The organism is Nocardia panacis (genome assembly GCF_003598715.1).
Lineage (GTDB): Bacteria > Actinomycetota > Actinomycetes > Mycobacteriales > Mycobacteriaceae > Nocardia > Nocardia panacis.
On sequence record NZ_QZFU01000013.1, the window covers coordinates 84,051 to 99,456 of the forward strand.

General features: G+C 67.9%; 7 protein-coding genes. 5 read left to right on the forward strand and 2 right to left on the reverse strand.

Annotation, left to right across the window (positions count from 1 at the left end; all coding sequences use genetic code 11):
* Window positions 1-6: 6 nt before the first annotated feature.
* Window positions 7-618: a TetR/AcrR family transcriptional regulator gene (locus tag D5S18_RS05370; protein ID WP_120038635.1), complete on the reverse strand. Its 612-nt coding sequence runs from the start codon at window positions 616-618 to the stop codon at window positions 7-9.
* Between the two features lie 99 nt (window positions 619-717).
* On the opposite strand from D5S18_RS05370, the gene D5S18_RS05375 reads away from it, so the two are divergent.
* Window positions 718-1,734, forward strand: a complete 1,017-nt coding sequence (locus D5S18_RS05375; protein WP_120038636.1) for an SDR family oxidoreductase — start codon at window positions 718-720, stop codon at window positions 1,732-1,734.
* Window positions 1,735-1,854: 120 nt separating this feature from the next.
* Here the strand turns inward: D5S18_RS05375 and D5S18_RS05380 are convergent, their stop codons facing one another.
* Window positions 1,855-2,361, reverse strand: a complete 507-nt coding sequence (locus D5S18_RS05380; RefSeq protein ID WP_120038834.1) for an SRPBCC domain-containing protein — start codon at window positions 2,359-2,361, stop codon at window positions 1,855-1,857.
* Window positions 2,362-2,472: 111 nt separating this feature from the next.
* Here D5S18_RS05380 and D5S18_RS05385 point away from each other — a divergent pair, with 111 nt between their 5' ends.
* The 4 genes from D5S18_RS05385 to D5S18_RS05400 all read left to right on the forward strand — a co-directional run bounded on the left by D5S18_RS05385 (window position 2,473) and on the right by D5S18_RS05400 (window position 15,339).
* On the forward strand, window positions 2,473-3,045 hold the full coding sequence (locus D5S18_RS05385; RefSeq protein ID WP_239003556.1) for a dihydrofolate reductase family protein: 573 nt from the start codon (window positions 2,473-2,475) through the stop codon (window positions 3,043-3,045).
* 265 nt (window positions 3,046-3,310) lie between these two features.
* Window positions 3,311-5,491, forward strand: coding sequence for an MMPL family transporter (locus D5S18_RS05390; RefSeq protein WP_120038637.1), 2,181 nt, complete (start codon window positions 3,311-3,313; stop codon window positions 5,489-5,491).
* A gap of 30 nt (window positions 5,492-5,521) precedes the next feature.
* A complete protein-coding gene (locus tag D5S18_RS05395) occupies window positions 5,522-12,832 on the forward strand; it encodes a non-ribosomal peptide synthetase (protein WP_203236600.1) in 7,311 nt (2,436 codons plus the stop codon).
* A gap of 35 nt (window positions 12,833-12,867) precedes the next feature.
* Window positions 12,868-15,339: an FAD-dependent monooxygenase gene (locus D5S18_RS05400; RefSeq protein WP_147403852.1), complete on the forward strand. Its 2,472-nt coding sequence runs from the start codon at window positions 12,868-12,870 to the stop codon at window positions 15,337-15,339.
* The last annotated feature ends 67 nt before the right edge of the window (window positions 15,340-15,406 follow it).

Genomic DNA, 15,406 nt, shown 5'->3' on the forward strand with positions numbered 1-15,406 from the left:
GGCTCGTCAACCGCGACCGGTCAGCGCGGTGAACGTCGTCATCACCTGATCCACGAGATCGGCGGTGGGAGTGCCCATTTGGGCAGCACGCTTGTCCAGTTGCCCGTCGAGCCAGAGGGAGGCGATCCCGTGACCGATGGACCACCAGGCGACTGCGAGCGCGTCGGCCCGGTCGGCGGGCAATAGGCCCGCAGCGACACACTCGGCGATGGTGTCGGCCAGGACGCCGAACGCGGCGTCGCCCGCGGCCATGGCCGCCGGATTCTTCTCCGGCTGAGACAATTCGGGGCGGAACATGAGCCGGAAATGCGCCGGATGCGCCCTGGAGAATTCGACATAGGCGGCGGCCATGACGGTGAGCGCGGCCAGGGGAGTGGGGGCGGTGGCGCGCGCGGCGGCCAGATCGTCGCGCAGCAGCTCGAAGCCGCGAGTGGCCAGGGCCGAGAGCAGTGCCGCGCGGTCGGCGAAGTGATGGTAGGGCGCGCCCGTGCTGACTCCGGCGGCCCTGGCCACCCGGCGCAGGCTCACGGCGGCGATGCCCTCGGCCTCGATCAGCCGCAGGCAGGCGTCCATGAGTGCGTCACGCAGTGCGCCGTGGTGGTAGCTGCTCCGGGTCATCCTGTGCAGCCTATGCGATCGGTTCTGGACAAAATTCTATGCAGTGCTTAGATTATCTAAGCGACGATTAGATGTGTTCACCACGGAAGGGATCTATTCATGGATCAACAGGTATTGGTCACGGGCGCAACAGGTTTCATCGCCGGACACGTGATCGAGGAGCTGCTCGAACACGGTTACGCGGTGCGCGCCACCGTCCGCGACCTCGCCAACACGCGCGGCCGCGAGCATCTGCTCGCCCTCGCCGACCGGCTCGACGCACCACTGGATTTCGTCACTGCCGACCTGACCGACGAATCCGGTTGGGCAGCGGCCGTATCCGGCTGCGACGCCGTACTGCACGTCGCCTCGCCATTCCCGGCCACCGAACCCGAGAACGCGCAAGCCTTGGTCGACACGGCGGTCCAAGGCACCTTGCGCGTGCTGCGCGCCTGCGCCGCCGCCGGATCGGTGCGTCGGGTCGTGCTCACCTCCTCCACCGCCGCCATCACCTACGGACACCGCGATCGCCGGCCGCGCACGGAGGAAGACTGGTCCATACCCGAGGCCAGTCCCGCCTATCCGCGCAGCAAGACTCTCGCCGAACGCGCCGCCTGGGCCTTCGTCGAGAAGCTGCCCGACGATTCGAGATTCGAACTGGCCGTGGTGAATCCGGGCATGGTCCTCGGCCCGCTGCAAACCGCCAACCCGAGCACCTCCCACGAACCGATCCTGCGTCTGCTGTCCCGCTCGGTGCCGGGCTCCCCGCGCGTCGGCTGGGCCACCGTCGACGTGCGCGATCTCGCCCGCGCCCACCGCCTCGCCCTAGAAACCCCTTCAGCGGCAGGCAATCGCTACATCTGCGCGGGCGAGCACGTATGGATGTCCGACCTCGCCCGCCTGCTCGCCACCGAATATCCGCGGATCCCCACCCGCGAACTGCCGAGTTGGCTCGTACGCACCCTGGCCCGCTTCGACAAGGGCATCCGCCTCACCGTCGCCATGCTCGACCGCGTCGAACATCTCAGCCCCGCCCGCGCCCGCCGCGACCTCGGCTGGACCGCCCGCCCGCTCGAGAACACCGTCCACGACACCGCTGCGAGCCTGCTCGCGCACGGCCTCGTCCCCACCCGGTGAGGTTCCCGTGCTGATCGCCGCCGCCCTCTTCGCGCTGACCCGTAAACGCCTGCGCGAGGCACCCATCAAACTCTCGGTCGTCTGGCCCGCGCTGGGCACCGGCCTGGCATTCGCGGCTTGCTACTGAACCCGCACCGCGGCCGCTTCGGCGGCCGTCTTGAGTTGGCGCAGCATCTCCTCGTGCCCCGCGCGCAGCTTCTCCGATGAGTAGAACGAGGTCAGTAGGGGACCGGCCAGCGACTCCTGCATGGTCACTCGGGTGCGTCCATCGTCGAGAGCCTCGAAGCGGATTCGGTCGATGGCGCGCATGCATCCCAATGCCACACCGGTCCAAGCGATCTCACGTTCCGGATCGACAGTCGCGAAGAGCGCTTTGATCCGCATGCCATTGATGACCCAGCGGAATTCGGCGTCCACCTCGACAGCGTCGAGCTGGGTTACGTGGGCGTCGGTGCGCCACTGCGGCCAAGCGCGCATATCGGTGATCAATTGCCACACGATTGCGACCGGGGCGTCGATCTCGAGGGTGGATGTGGAGCGCACCGGGGCGTTCTCGTCGACGACGCCGCGCTTGGCGTAGTTCTCGTGCAGGTCGGCGGTGCTCGGGCCGGTGTAGAAGAGTTTCACGACTGCCTCCATGTGATCAACGTTCTTTGATGAGAGCAATGCTCTCCGAAAGTTGGAGCCCTGTCAAGAGCACTGCTCACCTGTAAACTATGACAATTGGTGTCATATTTGATGGACAAGATCGAAGACATGACAACGCAGTACTACACATCGACGAGTCTCGACGGATTCCTGGCGGATACGAACAACTCCCTCGACTGGCTGTTCGAGGTGGAAGACGACGGCGGCACCGCGGCGGCCATCGCCGAATTCCAGCAGGGCATCGGCGCGATGTGCATGGGTGCGACGACCTTCGAGTGGATCACTTCCCATGGTGCGGAAGGGGATTGGGCGCAAGCGTACGGAGATCTACCGACCTGGGTATTCACCCACCGCGAACTCGCCACACCGCCGGGGGCGAATGTGCGTTTGGTATCGGGGGAGATCGAACCGGTCCTCGCGGAGATGTCCGCGGCGGCGGGCGAGAAGAACATCTGGCTGGTCGGCGGCGGCGACCTGGTCGGACAGTTCTACGACAAGGGGCGCCTCGACGAGATCATCGCGACCGTGGCCCCGGTGACACTGGGCGCGGGCGCACCGCTGCTGCCGCGCCGAATCCCGGCCGCCCGCTTGCGATTGCGGCAGATGAGCCGTATGGGCCAGTTCGTGACGCTGACCTACACGTTGCGCGAGAGCGGCGCGTAGCGCCACATGAGACGACGCCGAATCGTCGCTCCGGGCAGGTATTCCTGTGCGGCGGTTCGGGTCTCGTCCAGCGCCTCCGATGGCATCGGTCGCCTCCAGACGGAACGCGGTTGCCGTGCAGTGATTCTCATGCCGAGCGGTCGGCGCGAGCACTTCCGATGCGTGTGCCGCAATACATTTGGGAATCGTATAATGCCAAGCCGCAACAGATCCGCACGGCGAACCGGCTCCGATCCGACGGCGCCCACAGCAGGAATCAGAGGCAATGAGAGCGTTCGCGTGGTTGGCTGTCAACAGGCCCAAAGTCGTCGTCGCGGTGGTCTTCATACTGCTGGTGCTCGCGGGAGTGGGCGGAGCATCGGTGCAGCAGCGGCTCTCCGGAGGCGGATTCTGGAACGCGGATGCCGAATCGGCGCGGGCGGCAAGGATACTGGCCGACAAGTACACCACCGGGACTCCCAATGTCGTCATTGTGGTTGATGCGTCCGGGGCGGGTGATTCCGTCGACACCGCGGCGGCCACCGCGGCAGGACTGAAGCTGACCAAGGAGTTGGCGGCGGTGTCCGGTGTGCGTTCGGTGAATTCGTATTGGTCCACCGGCGCGCTGGATTTCCTGCGCAACGGCGACCGGTCCCGTGCGCTGGTCGCCGTGGACATTCCCGGCGACGAACTCGCCGTCGACAAGGTCCTCGCGCATCTGCTCGACACATACCGGGATCGCGACTACGACGGGCTGCGTCTGCGCTTCGGTGGCGCCGCGGTCAGCTATCACGATGTGACCGCGCAGCTCAGCCATGATCTGCTGGTGACCGAGGGTGTCTCGATACCGATCCTGCTCATCCTGCTCGTCCTGGTCTTCGGCAGCCTGGTCGCGGCCGGACTGCCGCTGATCCTGGGAGTGGTCTCGATTGTCGGCACGTTCGGAACCCTGCGGTTGCTCACGGAATTCACCCAGATCTCCAGTTACGCGCTGAATCTCACCACGGTGCTGGGTCTCGGACTCGGCATCGACTACAGCTTGTTCCTGGTCAGCCGTTTCCGCGAGGAGCGAAGGGCCGGGCGTGAGGTGCCCGCAGCGGTGTACGCGACCGTGACGAGCGCCGGTCGCACCGTGCTGTTCTCGGCCGCCACCATCGTCGTCGCCATGCTGGCGATGCTGTTGTTCCCGATGCCGTTCCTGCGTTCGCTCGCTGCCGCGTGTCTGTCGGTGACCCTGCTGGCCGCGCTGGCCACCGTGACATTGCTCCCGGCGCTGCTCATGCTGTTCGGTCACCGAATCGAGGCCCTGGATGTGCGCCGGGGTCTGCGGAGGTTGCGCGGGCGACCGGAACCGGAGCCCAAGCGCCCCGAGGAGGGGATCTGGTATCGCACCGCGCGCCGAGTCACGGCTCACCCCATGATATTCGGCATCGCGGCCCTCATCCTGGTGGTCCTGCTCGGTGCGCCGTTCGCTGGGTTGCGGGTGGGGTTGACCGATGACCGGGCGCTGCCGAGCGCGGTGGAGAGTCGTCAGGTCGGTGATGTGCTGCGCGCCGAATTCCCGACCGCCATGACCGGGCAATTCGATGTCGTGGTCGACGGCCCGATCACCGGCGCGGATCTGGCAGCGCTCGCGTCCAGGTTGCGGGAGTTGCCGCATGTGCGGCTGGTGCGCACTCAGACCGGACCGGGGGGCGCGCACCTGGCGGTGCTGCCCGACCTCGACCCGTACTCTCCGGCTGCCGATGCGCTGCTGGCGAGTATCCGCGCCACCGACTCGGGGGCGCCGCTGCTGGTCGGCGGACCCACGGCCGAGAATGCCGACACCAAATCCGGTTTGGTCCAACGGCTCCCGCTGGTGGTGTCGCTGATCGTGGTGGCGATGCTGGTACTTCTGTTCGCGTTCACGGGCAGCGTGGTGCTACCGGTGAAGGCGGTGCTGCTCAACACACTGAGCCTGTCGGCCACCTTCGGCGCGATGGTCTATGTGTTTCAGGACGGCCATTTGAAGTGGCTCGTGGGGGATTTCACCGAGACCGGCTATCTGGCCGCACCCGTTCCGGTGCTGGTGTTCTGTCTGGCGTTCGGCCTCTCGATGGACTACGAGGTGTTTCTGCTCTCACGCATCGCCGAGGAGTATCGTGTGCGCGGCGTCACTGCCGACGCGGTCGCCTACGGGCTCGCGCGCACCGGCCGCGTCGTTACCGCCGCAGCGTCGCTGATGGCGATTGTCACTGTGGGACTGGCTTTTTCGCAGGTATCGTTCACCAAGCTGATGGGCGTGGGCCTGTCGTTGGCGGTTCTGATGGACGCCACGCTGATCCGAGGTGTGCTGGTGCCCGCACTGATGCGGCTGATGGGAGCGGCCAATTGGTGGGCGCCGGGATTCCTGCGCCGGGTCCATCGCCGGATCGCCCTCAGCGAGGAACCTACGCCTCCTCGCGTGAATCACATTCCCACCCAATAATATAGGGCTATTGGCGCCCGCGGAGTGTCCATGCGACAGTGGGCGTCGGTGACCATGCCCGCAGGCGCTCTGCTCGAACGCACACCCTCCGGGGCGGAACACGCAGCGGCCTGCCGGCTTTCGGATCGCCGCAGGCTCAACAATCATCGACTCACCATTTCGAAGGTATCCATTTTGGTTCCCCACCGTCATCCCCTGACTGCGTACCAGCGCGATATCTGGACGATCGCGGCGCTGTATCCCGGTCTGCCCAGCTATCTCTCCAGCGTGGTCGGCAGGTATTCCATCGATATCGACGTGGCCGCGATGAGTGCGGCGGCCGAACGTGCCTGGGCGCGCAACGACGGCCTGCGGCTGTGCTACCGCGTGGTGGATGGTGTGCCGTACCAGGAGCTTTCGTCCGATCCGATGCCCGAGGTTCAGGTGATCGACGTCGGTGACGCGCCGGACCCGGACGCCGAGGCGCGCAGGCGGGTTCGTATCCTCACCGGCGCCGCGATCGATCTCGGCACCGCGGTGCCGTTTCGAGCCCACATCGTCAAGGCGGGCGCCTCGGGCGCGTATCTCGTCGTGACGACCCATCACATCGCCGCCGACGCGACCGGCCTGTTCCACATCGGCGCTCAGATCCTCACCGACTATGCCGTCACAACGGCGACCGGGCACCCGATCGAACTGCCGGGATCCTCATTCCTGCGCTGCCTGGAGTTCGAACGCGACTACCGGGCCGGCGAACAATACCGCATCGACCGCGATGCGCTGGTGTCCCGGCTGGGCGATATCACCCCCGCGCTATACGAGCGGCCGCGCGCGACCGAGGGCTTGGCGCCGGTGAGTTCCCACGAGTTCACGCTGGATCGCCTCCTGGTCAATCGGATTCGGGCGGCGGGCGTGTCGCTGTATCCGTATTTCTGCGCCATGCTCGGCCTCTACCTTTCGCGGGTGCTGCGCACCGAGGAGATCGTCATCGGGATCCCCTTCGGCAACCGCACCAACGCCACCGAACAGGCCACCATCGGCCATTTCGCCAATACGCTCCCGCTGCCCATCCGCCTCGGCGGCCGCGGCAGTGTGCGCGACCTGGTCGCCGCGGTGAAAGCCGATGTGCGCCAGATGAAACAGCATGAGCGCTACCCGCTCGGCGATCTCATGCGCGACCTGCGACAGCGCGGCAACCCGGCGCGGCAACTGTTCGATGTCACCGTCGCCTACCCGCGCCTGCCCTCGGCGGCAGGTTTGATCGCCGGGCTGGAGGAGGTTCAGCAACCGTCGCACGGGTACAGCCCGCTGGCCATGGCCTGGACCATCTCCGAGATCGACGAGGACGGCCCGCTGTGGGTCCGGCTCGACCACGCGGCCGATATCTTCGACACCGACTATCCGATCGAGTCCGTCACCGCACATATCACCGCACTGCTGCACGCGGGTATCGATGCCATGCAGACCGATCCGACGCTGCTGCCGATGCTGACGGAGGCCGAGCACGCTCTGCTGACAGATCGGGTCCGTGCGACCACGCACCCCTACGACAGCACGGCGAGCATCATCGGGCGGATCGTGGCGCAGGCCGAGCGAACCCCGGATGCGGTCGCGGTGCGCACCTCGGGTTCGGCTCCCATCACCTACCGGGAACTCACCGCCCGCGCGAGGGCACTGTCGGGCTTGCTGCGCGACTCCGGCGTCGGCGCCGGTGATCTGGTCGCGGTGCGGCTCGAACGCGGACCGGACCTGCTGGTCGCCCTGCTGGCCGTAATGCACGCCGGGGCGGCCTACGTTCCGGTCGATCCCGCCTACCCGCCGGAGCGGATCGCGTACATACTCGCCGACAGTGCCGCCAAGGTGGTGCTGACCGATTCCGAGTGGTCCGCACCGCTCGACGGTGTGATCACGCTGCCCCCCGAATGCCCGCCCGTGACGGGTGCACCGCCGCGGGCGCCCGTGCCCGAAGGCGGGGACCTGGCCTACGTCATCTACACTTCCGGTTCCACCGGGCAACCCAAAGGCGTTGCCGTCGAGCATCACTCGATCGTCAACCGGCTCGACTGGATGCAGCGGCGGTACCCGTTGCTGGCCGCCGATGTCATCCTGCAGAAGACCCCGTCCTCGTTCGACGTGTCGGTGTGGGAGTTGTTCTGGTGGGCGTCGGCGGGCGCTCAGGTGGCGCTGCTGCGACCCGGCGGTGAGCGGGATCCGCGCGAAATCCTGGACGCCATAGCCGATTTCGGCGTCACCGTGATGCACTCCGTACCGTCCATGCTGACACCGCTGCTGGAGGTGCTCGAATCCGGTCCGGCGGCCGTGGCGCGGGCCGCGAGCCTGCGCACCGTGTTCTGTAGCGGCGAAGCACTGCTGCCGCATCAGGTCATGCGGTGGAACCGGGTATTCGCCGGACTGGGGCCTGCCGCACCCCGGTTGGTCAATCTTTACGGACCGACGGAGGCGACCGTCGATGTCTCCTACTTCGACTGCCCCACCGACGCGGCGCGGCCGGTCGCCAGGGTGCCGATCGGCAGACCGATCGACAACACCCGCCTGTACGTGCTCGGTCCGGACAACTGGCCGCAGCCGATCGGCGTGGCGGGCGAATTGTGCATCGCGGGCGCCGGTCTCGCGCGCGGATATCTGAACCGGCCCGAGTTGGACGCGCGAACCTTCGTCGCCGATCCGTTCCATCCCGGTGAGCGCATGTACCGCACCGGTGACCTCGCCCGCCGCCTCGCCGATGGTGAACTGGAGTACCTGGGCCGTATCGATCGCCAGGTGAAGATTCGCGGCAACCGTGTGGAACTCGGCGAGGTGGAGAACGCGCTCGCCTGCCTGCCGCAGGTGCGCGCCGCTGCGGTGATCGACCGCCGATCTCCCACTCGCGGAACCTATCTGACCGCGTACTGTGTGGCCACTGCCGCGGTGGAACCCGCGACAATGCGTGCCGGACTCGCGAAGACACTGCCGGAGTACATGATTCCCGCGCAGTTCGTCCGGGTCGACGCGATCCCACTGACATCCAGTGGCAAGGTCGACCGCACCGCACTGGCCGCGCTGCGGACCACTGTGGAATCGGCGGCGCACACTGCCCCTCGCACGCCCGTCGAGGAACAACTGGCGCGGATCTGGCGCACGGTGCTCGACCGGGAATCGGTGTCGATCTTCGACAGTTTCTACGATCTCGGCGGCGACTCCATTCTGCTGCTGCGGATGCGAGCGAGAGCCGAGGCACAGGGATTGCTGATCAGCGCCCGCGATATCGCCGAGTACCCGACCATCGCCGAGTTGGCCGAACGCGCCCGAGTCGGTGCGGCTACCGCGCCGGGGATCGCACCCTTCGAACTCGTCGCCGACATCGACCGCGCCCGCCTCGGGCGGGCCGTGGACGCCTACCCGCTGAGCAGACTGCAACTCGGCATGCTGTTCCACAGCCGCGAACGCGCCGAATCACCGCTCTACCACGATGTCTTCCGCTACTCGCTGCGGATGCCATGGGACGAGAACCGGCTGCGGGCCGCGGTGCGACGGGCCGTCGCCCGGCATCCGATGCTGCGCACCTCTTTCGAGCCTGCCGCCTACTCCGAACCATTGCAGCTGGTGCACGCCCACCTCGAGCCACCGATGTCGGTCAGTGACCTGCGCGCGACCCCGCCGGAGGAGGCCGAGGATCTGATTCGCGCCCATGTCGAGCAGCAGCGCCTGCGGCGGTATGTGCTGGACCGGCCGGGTTTGTTCCGGCTCGCGGTATTCCGGCTCGCCGACCGGATCGACCTGGTGTTGTCGTTCCATCACGCCATCCTCGATGGCTGGAGCGTGGCAACACTGATGTCGGAATTGTTGGCGGACTATCGCGGCGTGGTCATCGGCGATATCGACGCCGAGCTACCGTCGTTCGCGGAATATATTCGGGCCGAACGTATTTCGATGACCGATCCGGCCGATGCCCAATATTGGGCGCGCGAGCTCCTGGATGCGGTGACGGTCCGCATCCCCGGCTTGCGCGCGCACGTCGCGACCGATCCGGCTCCGGCCATGAGCCCTGTCGAAGCGCGGGTGTCGCTGTCGGTTCCGGTGCCCGCCGATCTGCTCGGCCGCGTCGTCGCCGCGGCCGCCGCGGCGCACGTGCCGGTGAAGACGGTGCTGCTGGCCGCGCATCTGTGGACGGTCGGCCTGCTGTCCGGCCAGTCGGATGTGACGACCGGTGTGATCACCCACGGACGCCCCGAGCGACTCGGCGCCGAGCGCATGGCGGGATTGTTTCTCAACACGACGCCGCTGCGCCTGAATATCGCGGCAGGCACCCGCCGGGAGCTGCTGATCGGAACATTCGATCGCGAGCGGAACAGCGAGCCGCACAAACGCTTCCCCCTCGCCGAGATCCAGCGCCGGTTCGGCGTCGTTGTCGACACCGCGTTCAACTACACGCACTTCCACGCCGCGGGCGCGACCCTGGATGCGCTGGGGGTAACCCTGCTCGGCATCGATGTCAGCGAGGACACGAATTTCGCGCTGCTCGTCAATGTCGCACGCAACCCACTCGACGACACTCTCGCCCTGCGCATCGACGGCGACCCGGCAACCTACACGCGCGACCAGCTGAGCGGTATCGGCCAGACCTACCTGGCGGTCCTCGACCTGCTTACCGGAGATCCGGCGGCCCCGCTCGACTTCGGCTCGACGGTCCCGGCAGCGGTGTCCGAACCCGCCGAACTCGGCACCGTGATCGAGTTGTTCGATGCCCGCGCGGCCCGGACACCCGATGCCGTCGCACTCGAATTCGGTTCCCGCACAGTCACGTACGCGCAGCTGGCGACGCTGTCGAATCGGATCGCCGCGAACCTGGTGGTCAGGGGCGCGCGTCCGGGCGATCGGATCGCCATGGCCGTGGACCGGTCACCGGAGCAGGTGGCGACCGTGCTTGCCATCGCCAAGGCAGGCGCCGCCTGCGTACCGCTGGTGACCGATCCGGCCGCGCGCCTGCAGGCCGTACTCGAGCAGGTCGAGCCGTTCGCGGTGATCGTGGGCCGGGAAATTACGGTCCCACAGCAGTATTCGCGGATCACCGTCGATGAGCTCAGCGCCGGCGACGCCGAGGTCGCGCTGCCCGCCCTCGACCCGGCGGCCACCGTGTATGTGCTGTTTACCTCTGGTTCCACCGGCACTCCCAAGGGCGTGGCCCTGCCGCATCGCGCGCTGGCGAATCTGGTGCGCTGGCAGTTGTCGACCGCGGGCGGGATGCTCGCCGATCTCGGCCGTGCCCCGGCGACAACGCAATTCGCGCCATTGTCGTTCGACATCTCCTTCCAGGAGATCTACTCGACACTGTGCGGCGGCGGACGGCTCATCCTGCTCACCGAGGAACAGCGCCGCGATCCGCGCGCGCTGGCCCGCCTGCTGCAAGCCACCGGCGCAGAGCGAATCTTCCTGCCCTATGTAGCCTTGCAGCAGTTGGCCGAGGCCACGATCCGTCTCGGTGTCGCACCGACCGGATTGCGGGTGATCGTTTCCTCCGGTGAACAGTTGCGCGTCACCGAGGAAATCCGGGCGCTGTGTGCGGCAGGCGCCGACGTGGTGCTGGAGAACCAGTACGGTCCCACCGAAACTCACGTCGCCACCCGGTTCACCATGACCGGCGATCCGGCCCGGTTCCCGGCTCTGCCGCCGATCGGCACCGCCATCGACGGCGTGGAGATCCTGGTTCTCGATGAACGGTTGCGCCCGGTTCCCGATGGCGCACCAGGCGAGATCTATCTCGCCGGGGCGGCACTCGCCGACGGCTACGAGCGTCGGCCGGATCTCACCGAAGCCGCCTTCCTGCCACACCCGTACGCATTCGGGCGGCGGATGTATCGGACCGGCGATCTCGGCCGCCGGTTGCCCGGCGGTGCGGTGATCAGCGACGGCCGCCGCGGCGGCCAGGTCAAGATCCGCGGTCACCGGGTGGAGCCGTTGGAAGTGGAGTTGGCGTTGCAGCGGGTCACCGCGACACTGCCGGGTGTCACCGAGGTGGCGGTGGTGGCGCATTCCGGCGCCGGAGCCTCCAGCGAGCAGACCCGGCTGGTGGGTTTCCTCGTCGGCTCCGGCGCGGGTGTCGACGAGCCGGGACTGCGCGCGGCGCTGCGGGAATGGTTGCCCGACTACATGATTCCCAGCCGCCTGGTGTGGCTGGACGCGCTGCCGCTGACCACCAGTGGCAAACGGGCGGATCGGGCGCTGGCCGCCATGTCGCTGCCCGCCACCGGCGCCCTCGCCCCGGTTCGCCCGCGCACCGCGCGGGAAGCGGCACTCGCCGCGCTGATGGCTGAGGCGTTGTCATTGCCCGAGGTCGGTGTGCACGACGATTTCTTCGCGCTCGGCGGTACGTCATTGACGGCAATGCGGTTGATCGTGGCCATCGAACAGCGCTACGGGGTGTCGCTGCCGGTATCGGTTCTGGCGGCCGGTCCCACCGTTGCCGCCCTGGCTGGGCATCTCGACAAGGACGCGCACGCCGGATTCGATCCGCTGGTACTGCTGCGCGAGGGGACGGCGCCGCCGCTGTTCCTGGTGCATCCGATCGGCGGAAATGTGCTCTGCTATGTCGAATTGGGCAAGCACCTGCCCGACGGGCAGCCGCTGTACGGTGTGCAGGCGGCGGGTCTGGAACCCGGTGCCACCGCGGTCGACACCGTTGCGGATATGGCGCGCGACTACATCGCGGCGCTGCGCCGGGTCCAGCCGGAGGGTCCCTATCACCTGGGCGGATGGTCGCTGGGCGGCATGGTGGCCTTCGAGATGGCACAGCAGCTGACCTCGGCCGGTCACCAGGTCGCCAGACTGATCCTCATCGACACCATGACCATCCGGCCCGGCGATGGCCTACCGGTCCCGCGGCACCGCCTGCACGAGTTCTTCCTGTGGGAGCTGCTCTGGTTGGCGACGGGCGCGGACACCGCGGTGGTCGAGATCCCCGCGGAGCTCGAAACCGACGATGAGGTTCTCGATTTCATCCTTGCCACCGCGGTGGACGCAGGCGTGCTGCCACCCACCGGTTCCAGAGAGTTGGTGCGGCGGCTGTTCGAGGTGTTCGCCGGCGGCTGGCGGGCGGTCAACGGCTATCGGCCACGCGCCTATGACGGTGACATCACCCTCCTGCGAGCCGCGGAGCCACTGCCGCAGGTGTTGCGCCCCGTGCACAATACGGCAGGCACTCTGCACCGCGATCCGACCAACGGCTGGGACGCCTACGCCGCCGGACATCTCGAGGTCATCGAGGTGCCGGGCGACCATCTGACCCTGATCCAGTCCCCACAGGTCGCCGCGGTGGCCGCTCAGCTCGCGCGGCTGCTCCAGCAGGCGCCCGCGACCGTTTCGTGAAGGTAGGCCATCGCGTGACACAGCAGGGAAAGCCCGTGCGCACTGCGCTCGTCGTCGGCGCCGGTATCGGAGGTCTCACCGCCGCGGCGGCGCTGCGGCGTGCCGGAATCGAGGTCGTCCTCTGCGAGCGCGGCCCGCAGTTGCGTGCCGCGGGATTCGGCCTGTCAGTGCAGCCGAACGCGATGCACGCCCTGCGCACACTGGATCTCGGCATCGACGAAGAGTTGCTGCGGGTCGGCGGTCGTGCCCGCTCGTTCACGTTCCGGCGCCGAGACGGCTCGGATATTCGTCGAATCGATATGGCCCCCACCGACGCCGCGCTGGGTGCACCCACCGTCGCGCTGGCGCGCCAGGATCTGCACGACGTGCTGCTGGCGGCCTGTGGTGCGGACTTGCGGGTCGAATTGGGCGCAGAGGCAACCGGTTTCGCAGAGACCGCCGACGGCGTGCGGGTGAGCTTCGCCGATGGCCGAAGCCTCGGCGCCGATATTCTGATCGGCGCCGACGGTATCAACTCCGTGATCCGCGCCCAGTTGCACGGTGCCGAGCCGCCGCGCCCCGGCAAGTTCGTGTGCTGGCTGGCGCTGGCGCCGTTCGCGCATCCAGCGATCGAACCGGGGGCGTCGATCCACTATTGGGGCCGCGGAGCGCGGTTCGGCTTCCACGACATCGGGCACGGCAACATCTATTGGTGGGGCACCATGACCACCACCGGCGAGTTGGCCGCGAACTGGCCGCACGGCAAGCACGATCTGCTCGCCCGGTTCCGGGGGTGGTCTCCCGAGATCGCCGAAATAATCACCGCGACACCAGAATCCGATATCCTCGCCCTGCCCGCTCAGGACCGGCCGCCGCTGGCCGCCTGGGGGCGCGGCCGGGTCACCCTGCTCGGCGACGCCGCGCATCCCATGCTGTCCAGTCTCGGACAGGGCGCCAATTCGGCCATCGAGGACGCCGTGGCGCTGGCGCATGCCCTGGCCACCGGCGGCGATGCCGTGACCGGGCTGCGCGGCTACGAGCAGCGCCGAATTCCGCGTACCCGCAAGCTCATCGACGGCTCCCGCAGGCTGGCCTACCTCGAACAGACCCGCAACCGGGCGCTGATCGCGGTCCGCGACACCTTCATCGCCAAAAACAGCGAGCAGCGGCTGCGGGCCAACCTGTTCGAGCCGATGACCTGGCCCGGCCTCGGCGATCCCGCACCGGTCGCCGCGCTGCCGCGCCGACTGTCGACCCTCGAGCGCTGGCACTGGACCGCCGACCGGGTCGCCCCGCTACACATCGTGGCGCGGGTGCGCGTCACCGGCGGCCTGGATGCGAGCGCGGTGCGCACCGGTCTGGACGCGGTGGTGCGCCGCCATCCGATGCTGCGCACCGCGGTGCACAGCGAGGCGGGTCGCAACCCACGTTTCGTGCCGGCCGCTCTGCGCCCGATTCCCTTGCGCGAGGTCACATCCGGTGAATGGACCGCCGAGATCGACACCGAGCTGCGAGAACGGTTCGCCCCCGATGCTCCACTACTGCGCGCCACCCTGATCACGGTGGCGCCCGGCGTGCACGACCTGATTCTCACCTCCACCTACGTCATCGCCGACGCGGTGACCGTGCTGTCGTTCGCTCGGCAGGTCCTCGAGCTCGCCGCCGAGCGGGCGACCGGCTGGGTGGCCGAAGTGCCCGCACCGGCCGCACCGGAAGCCTTGTTTCCCAAGCCTTTCCGCGGGGCACGCGGCATGGCGAAGACACTCGGCCTGCTGGCAGCCGACGGGCTGCGGGCCAAGGGCGCGCGACTGGTTCCCACGACCGAAGTGGCGCCCGCCGCGCGCTTCACCAAGCCGGCGCGGCGGGTGATCGACGGGCACGACTATGCCGGTCTGCGGCAGGCGTGTCGGGAGCGCGGCGTGCCGCTGCGGAGCGTGATCGCCGCCGCACTGGCCAGGGCGGCAGGCGCCGAGGCCGAGGCGCCGCGACCGGACTACTCCGTCGGTGTCTCGGTGCTGTTTCGCGAACATTTGCACCATCCGCTCGACAACACCCGAACCGGGGCCTACCAGGCGATGATCGCGCTGCCGACCTCGGCGGTGCGACCGCTGTGGGAGGCTGCCTCGGCCTTCGACGCCGATTTCACCGCCCGTCTGAACCGGCGCGAGCACCTCGCCAACCTGGGCAGCATGGGCTTCATCGCGCCCAAGTCACCCGCCCGACCGGAAAGGACCGTCAAACTCCTCGACGCTCGCGGCCCCGGCAACCTCTGCCTGACCTACCTCGAAACCGACGACTTCCCGGCACGTGTCGGCGAGTGGGAGATCTCGTCCCCCGAGTTCATTTCCGGCATGTCCATCAGCGGCATGATGATGCTGGCCGTCACCGTGGGCGCCGCCGAACTGTCATTGAATCTCGGCTACATCGCGGGACTGTTCGGCGCGGATCGGGCCGAAGCCCTCCTCGACACCCTCACCCGCTCCCTGCGCGCCCTCGTCCCCGCACCGGAAAGCACAGCAGTGTACTGATTCCCACCATCGAACAAGCCTCATTCGACTCGTGGCCGACATCGGTGCGCGGTTTCCCGCCACACCG

What these genes read in the sequence shown, in the direction of transcription:
- D5S18_RS05370 (WP_120038635.1), bottom strand. Translation starts at nt 618, where the DNA reads ATGACCCGGAGCAGCTACCACCACGGCGCACTGCGTGACGCACTCATG.
- D5S18_RS05375 (WP_120038636.1), top strand. Translation starts at nt 718, where the DNA reads ATGGATCAACAGGTATTGGTCACGGGCGCAACAGGTTTCATCGCCGGA.
- D5S18_RS05385 (WP_239003556.1), top strand. Translation starts at nt 2,473, where the DNA reads ATGGACAAGATCGAAGACATGACAACGCAGTACTACACATCGACGAGT.
- D5S18_RS05390 (WP_120038637.1), top strand. Translation starts at nt 3,311, where the DNA reads ATGAGAGCGTTCGCGTGGTTGGCTGTCAACAGGCCCAAAGTCGTCGTC.
- D5S18_RS05395 (WP_203236600.1), top strand. Translation starts at nt 5,522, where the DNA reads ATGCGACAGTGGGCGTCGGTGACCATGCCCGCAGGCGCTCTGCTCGAA.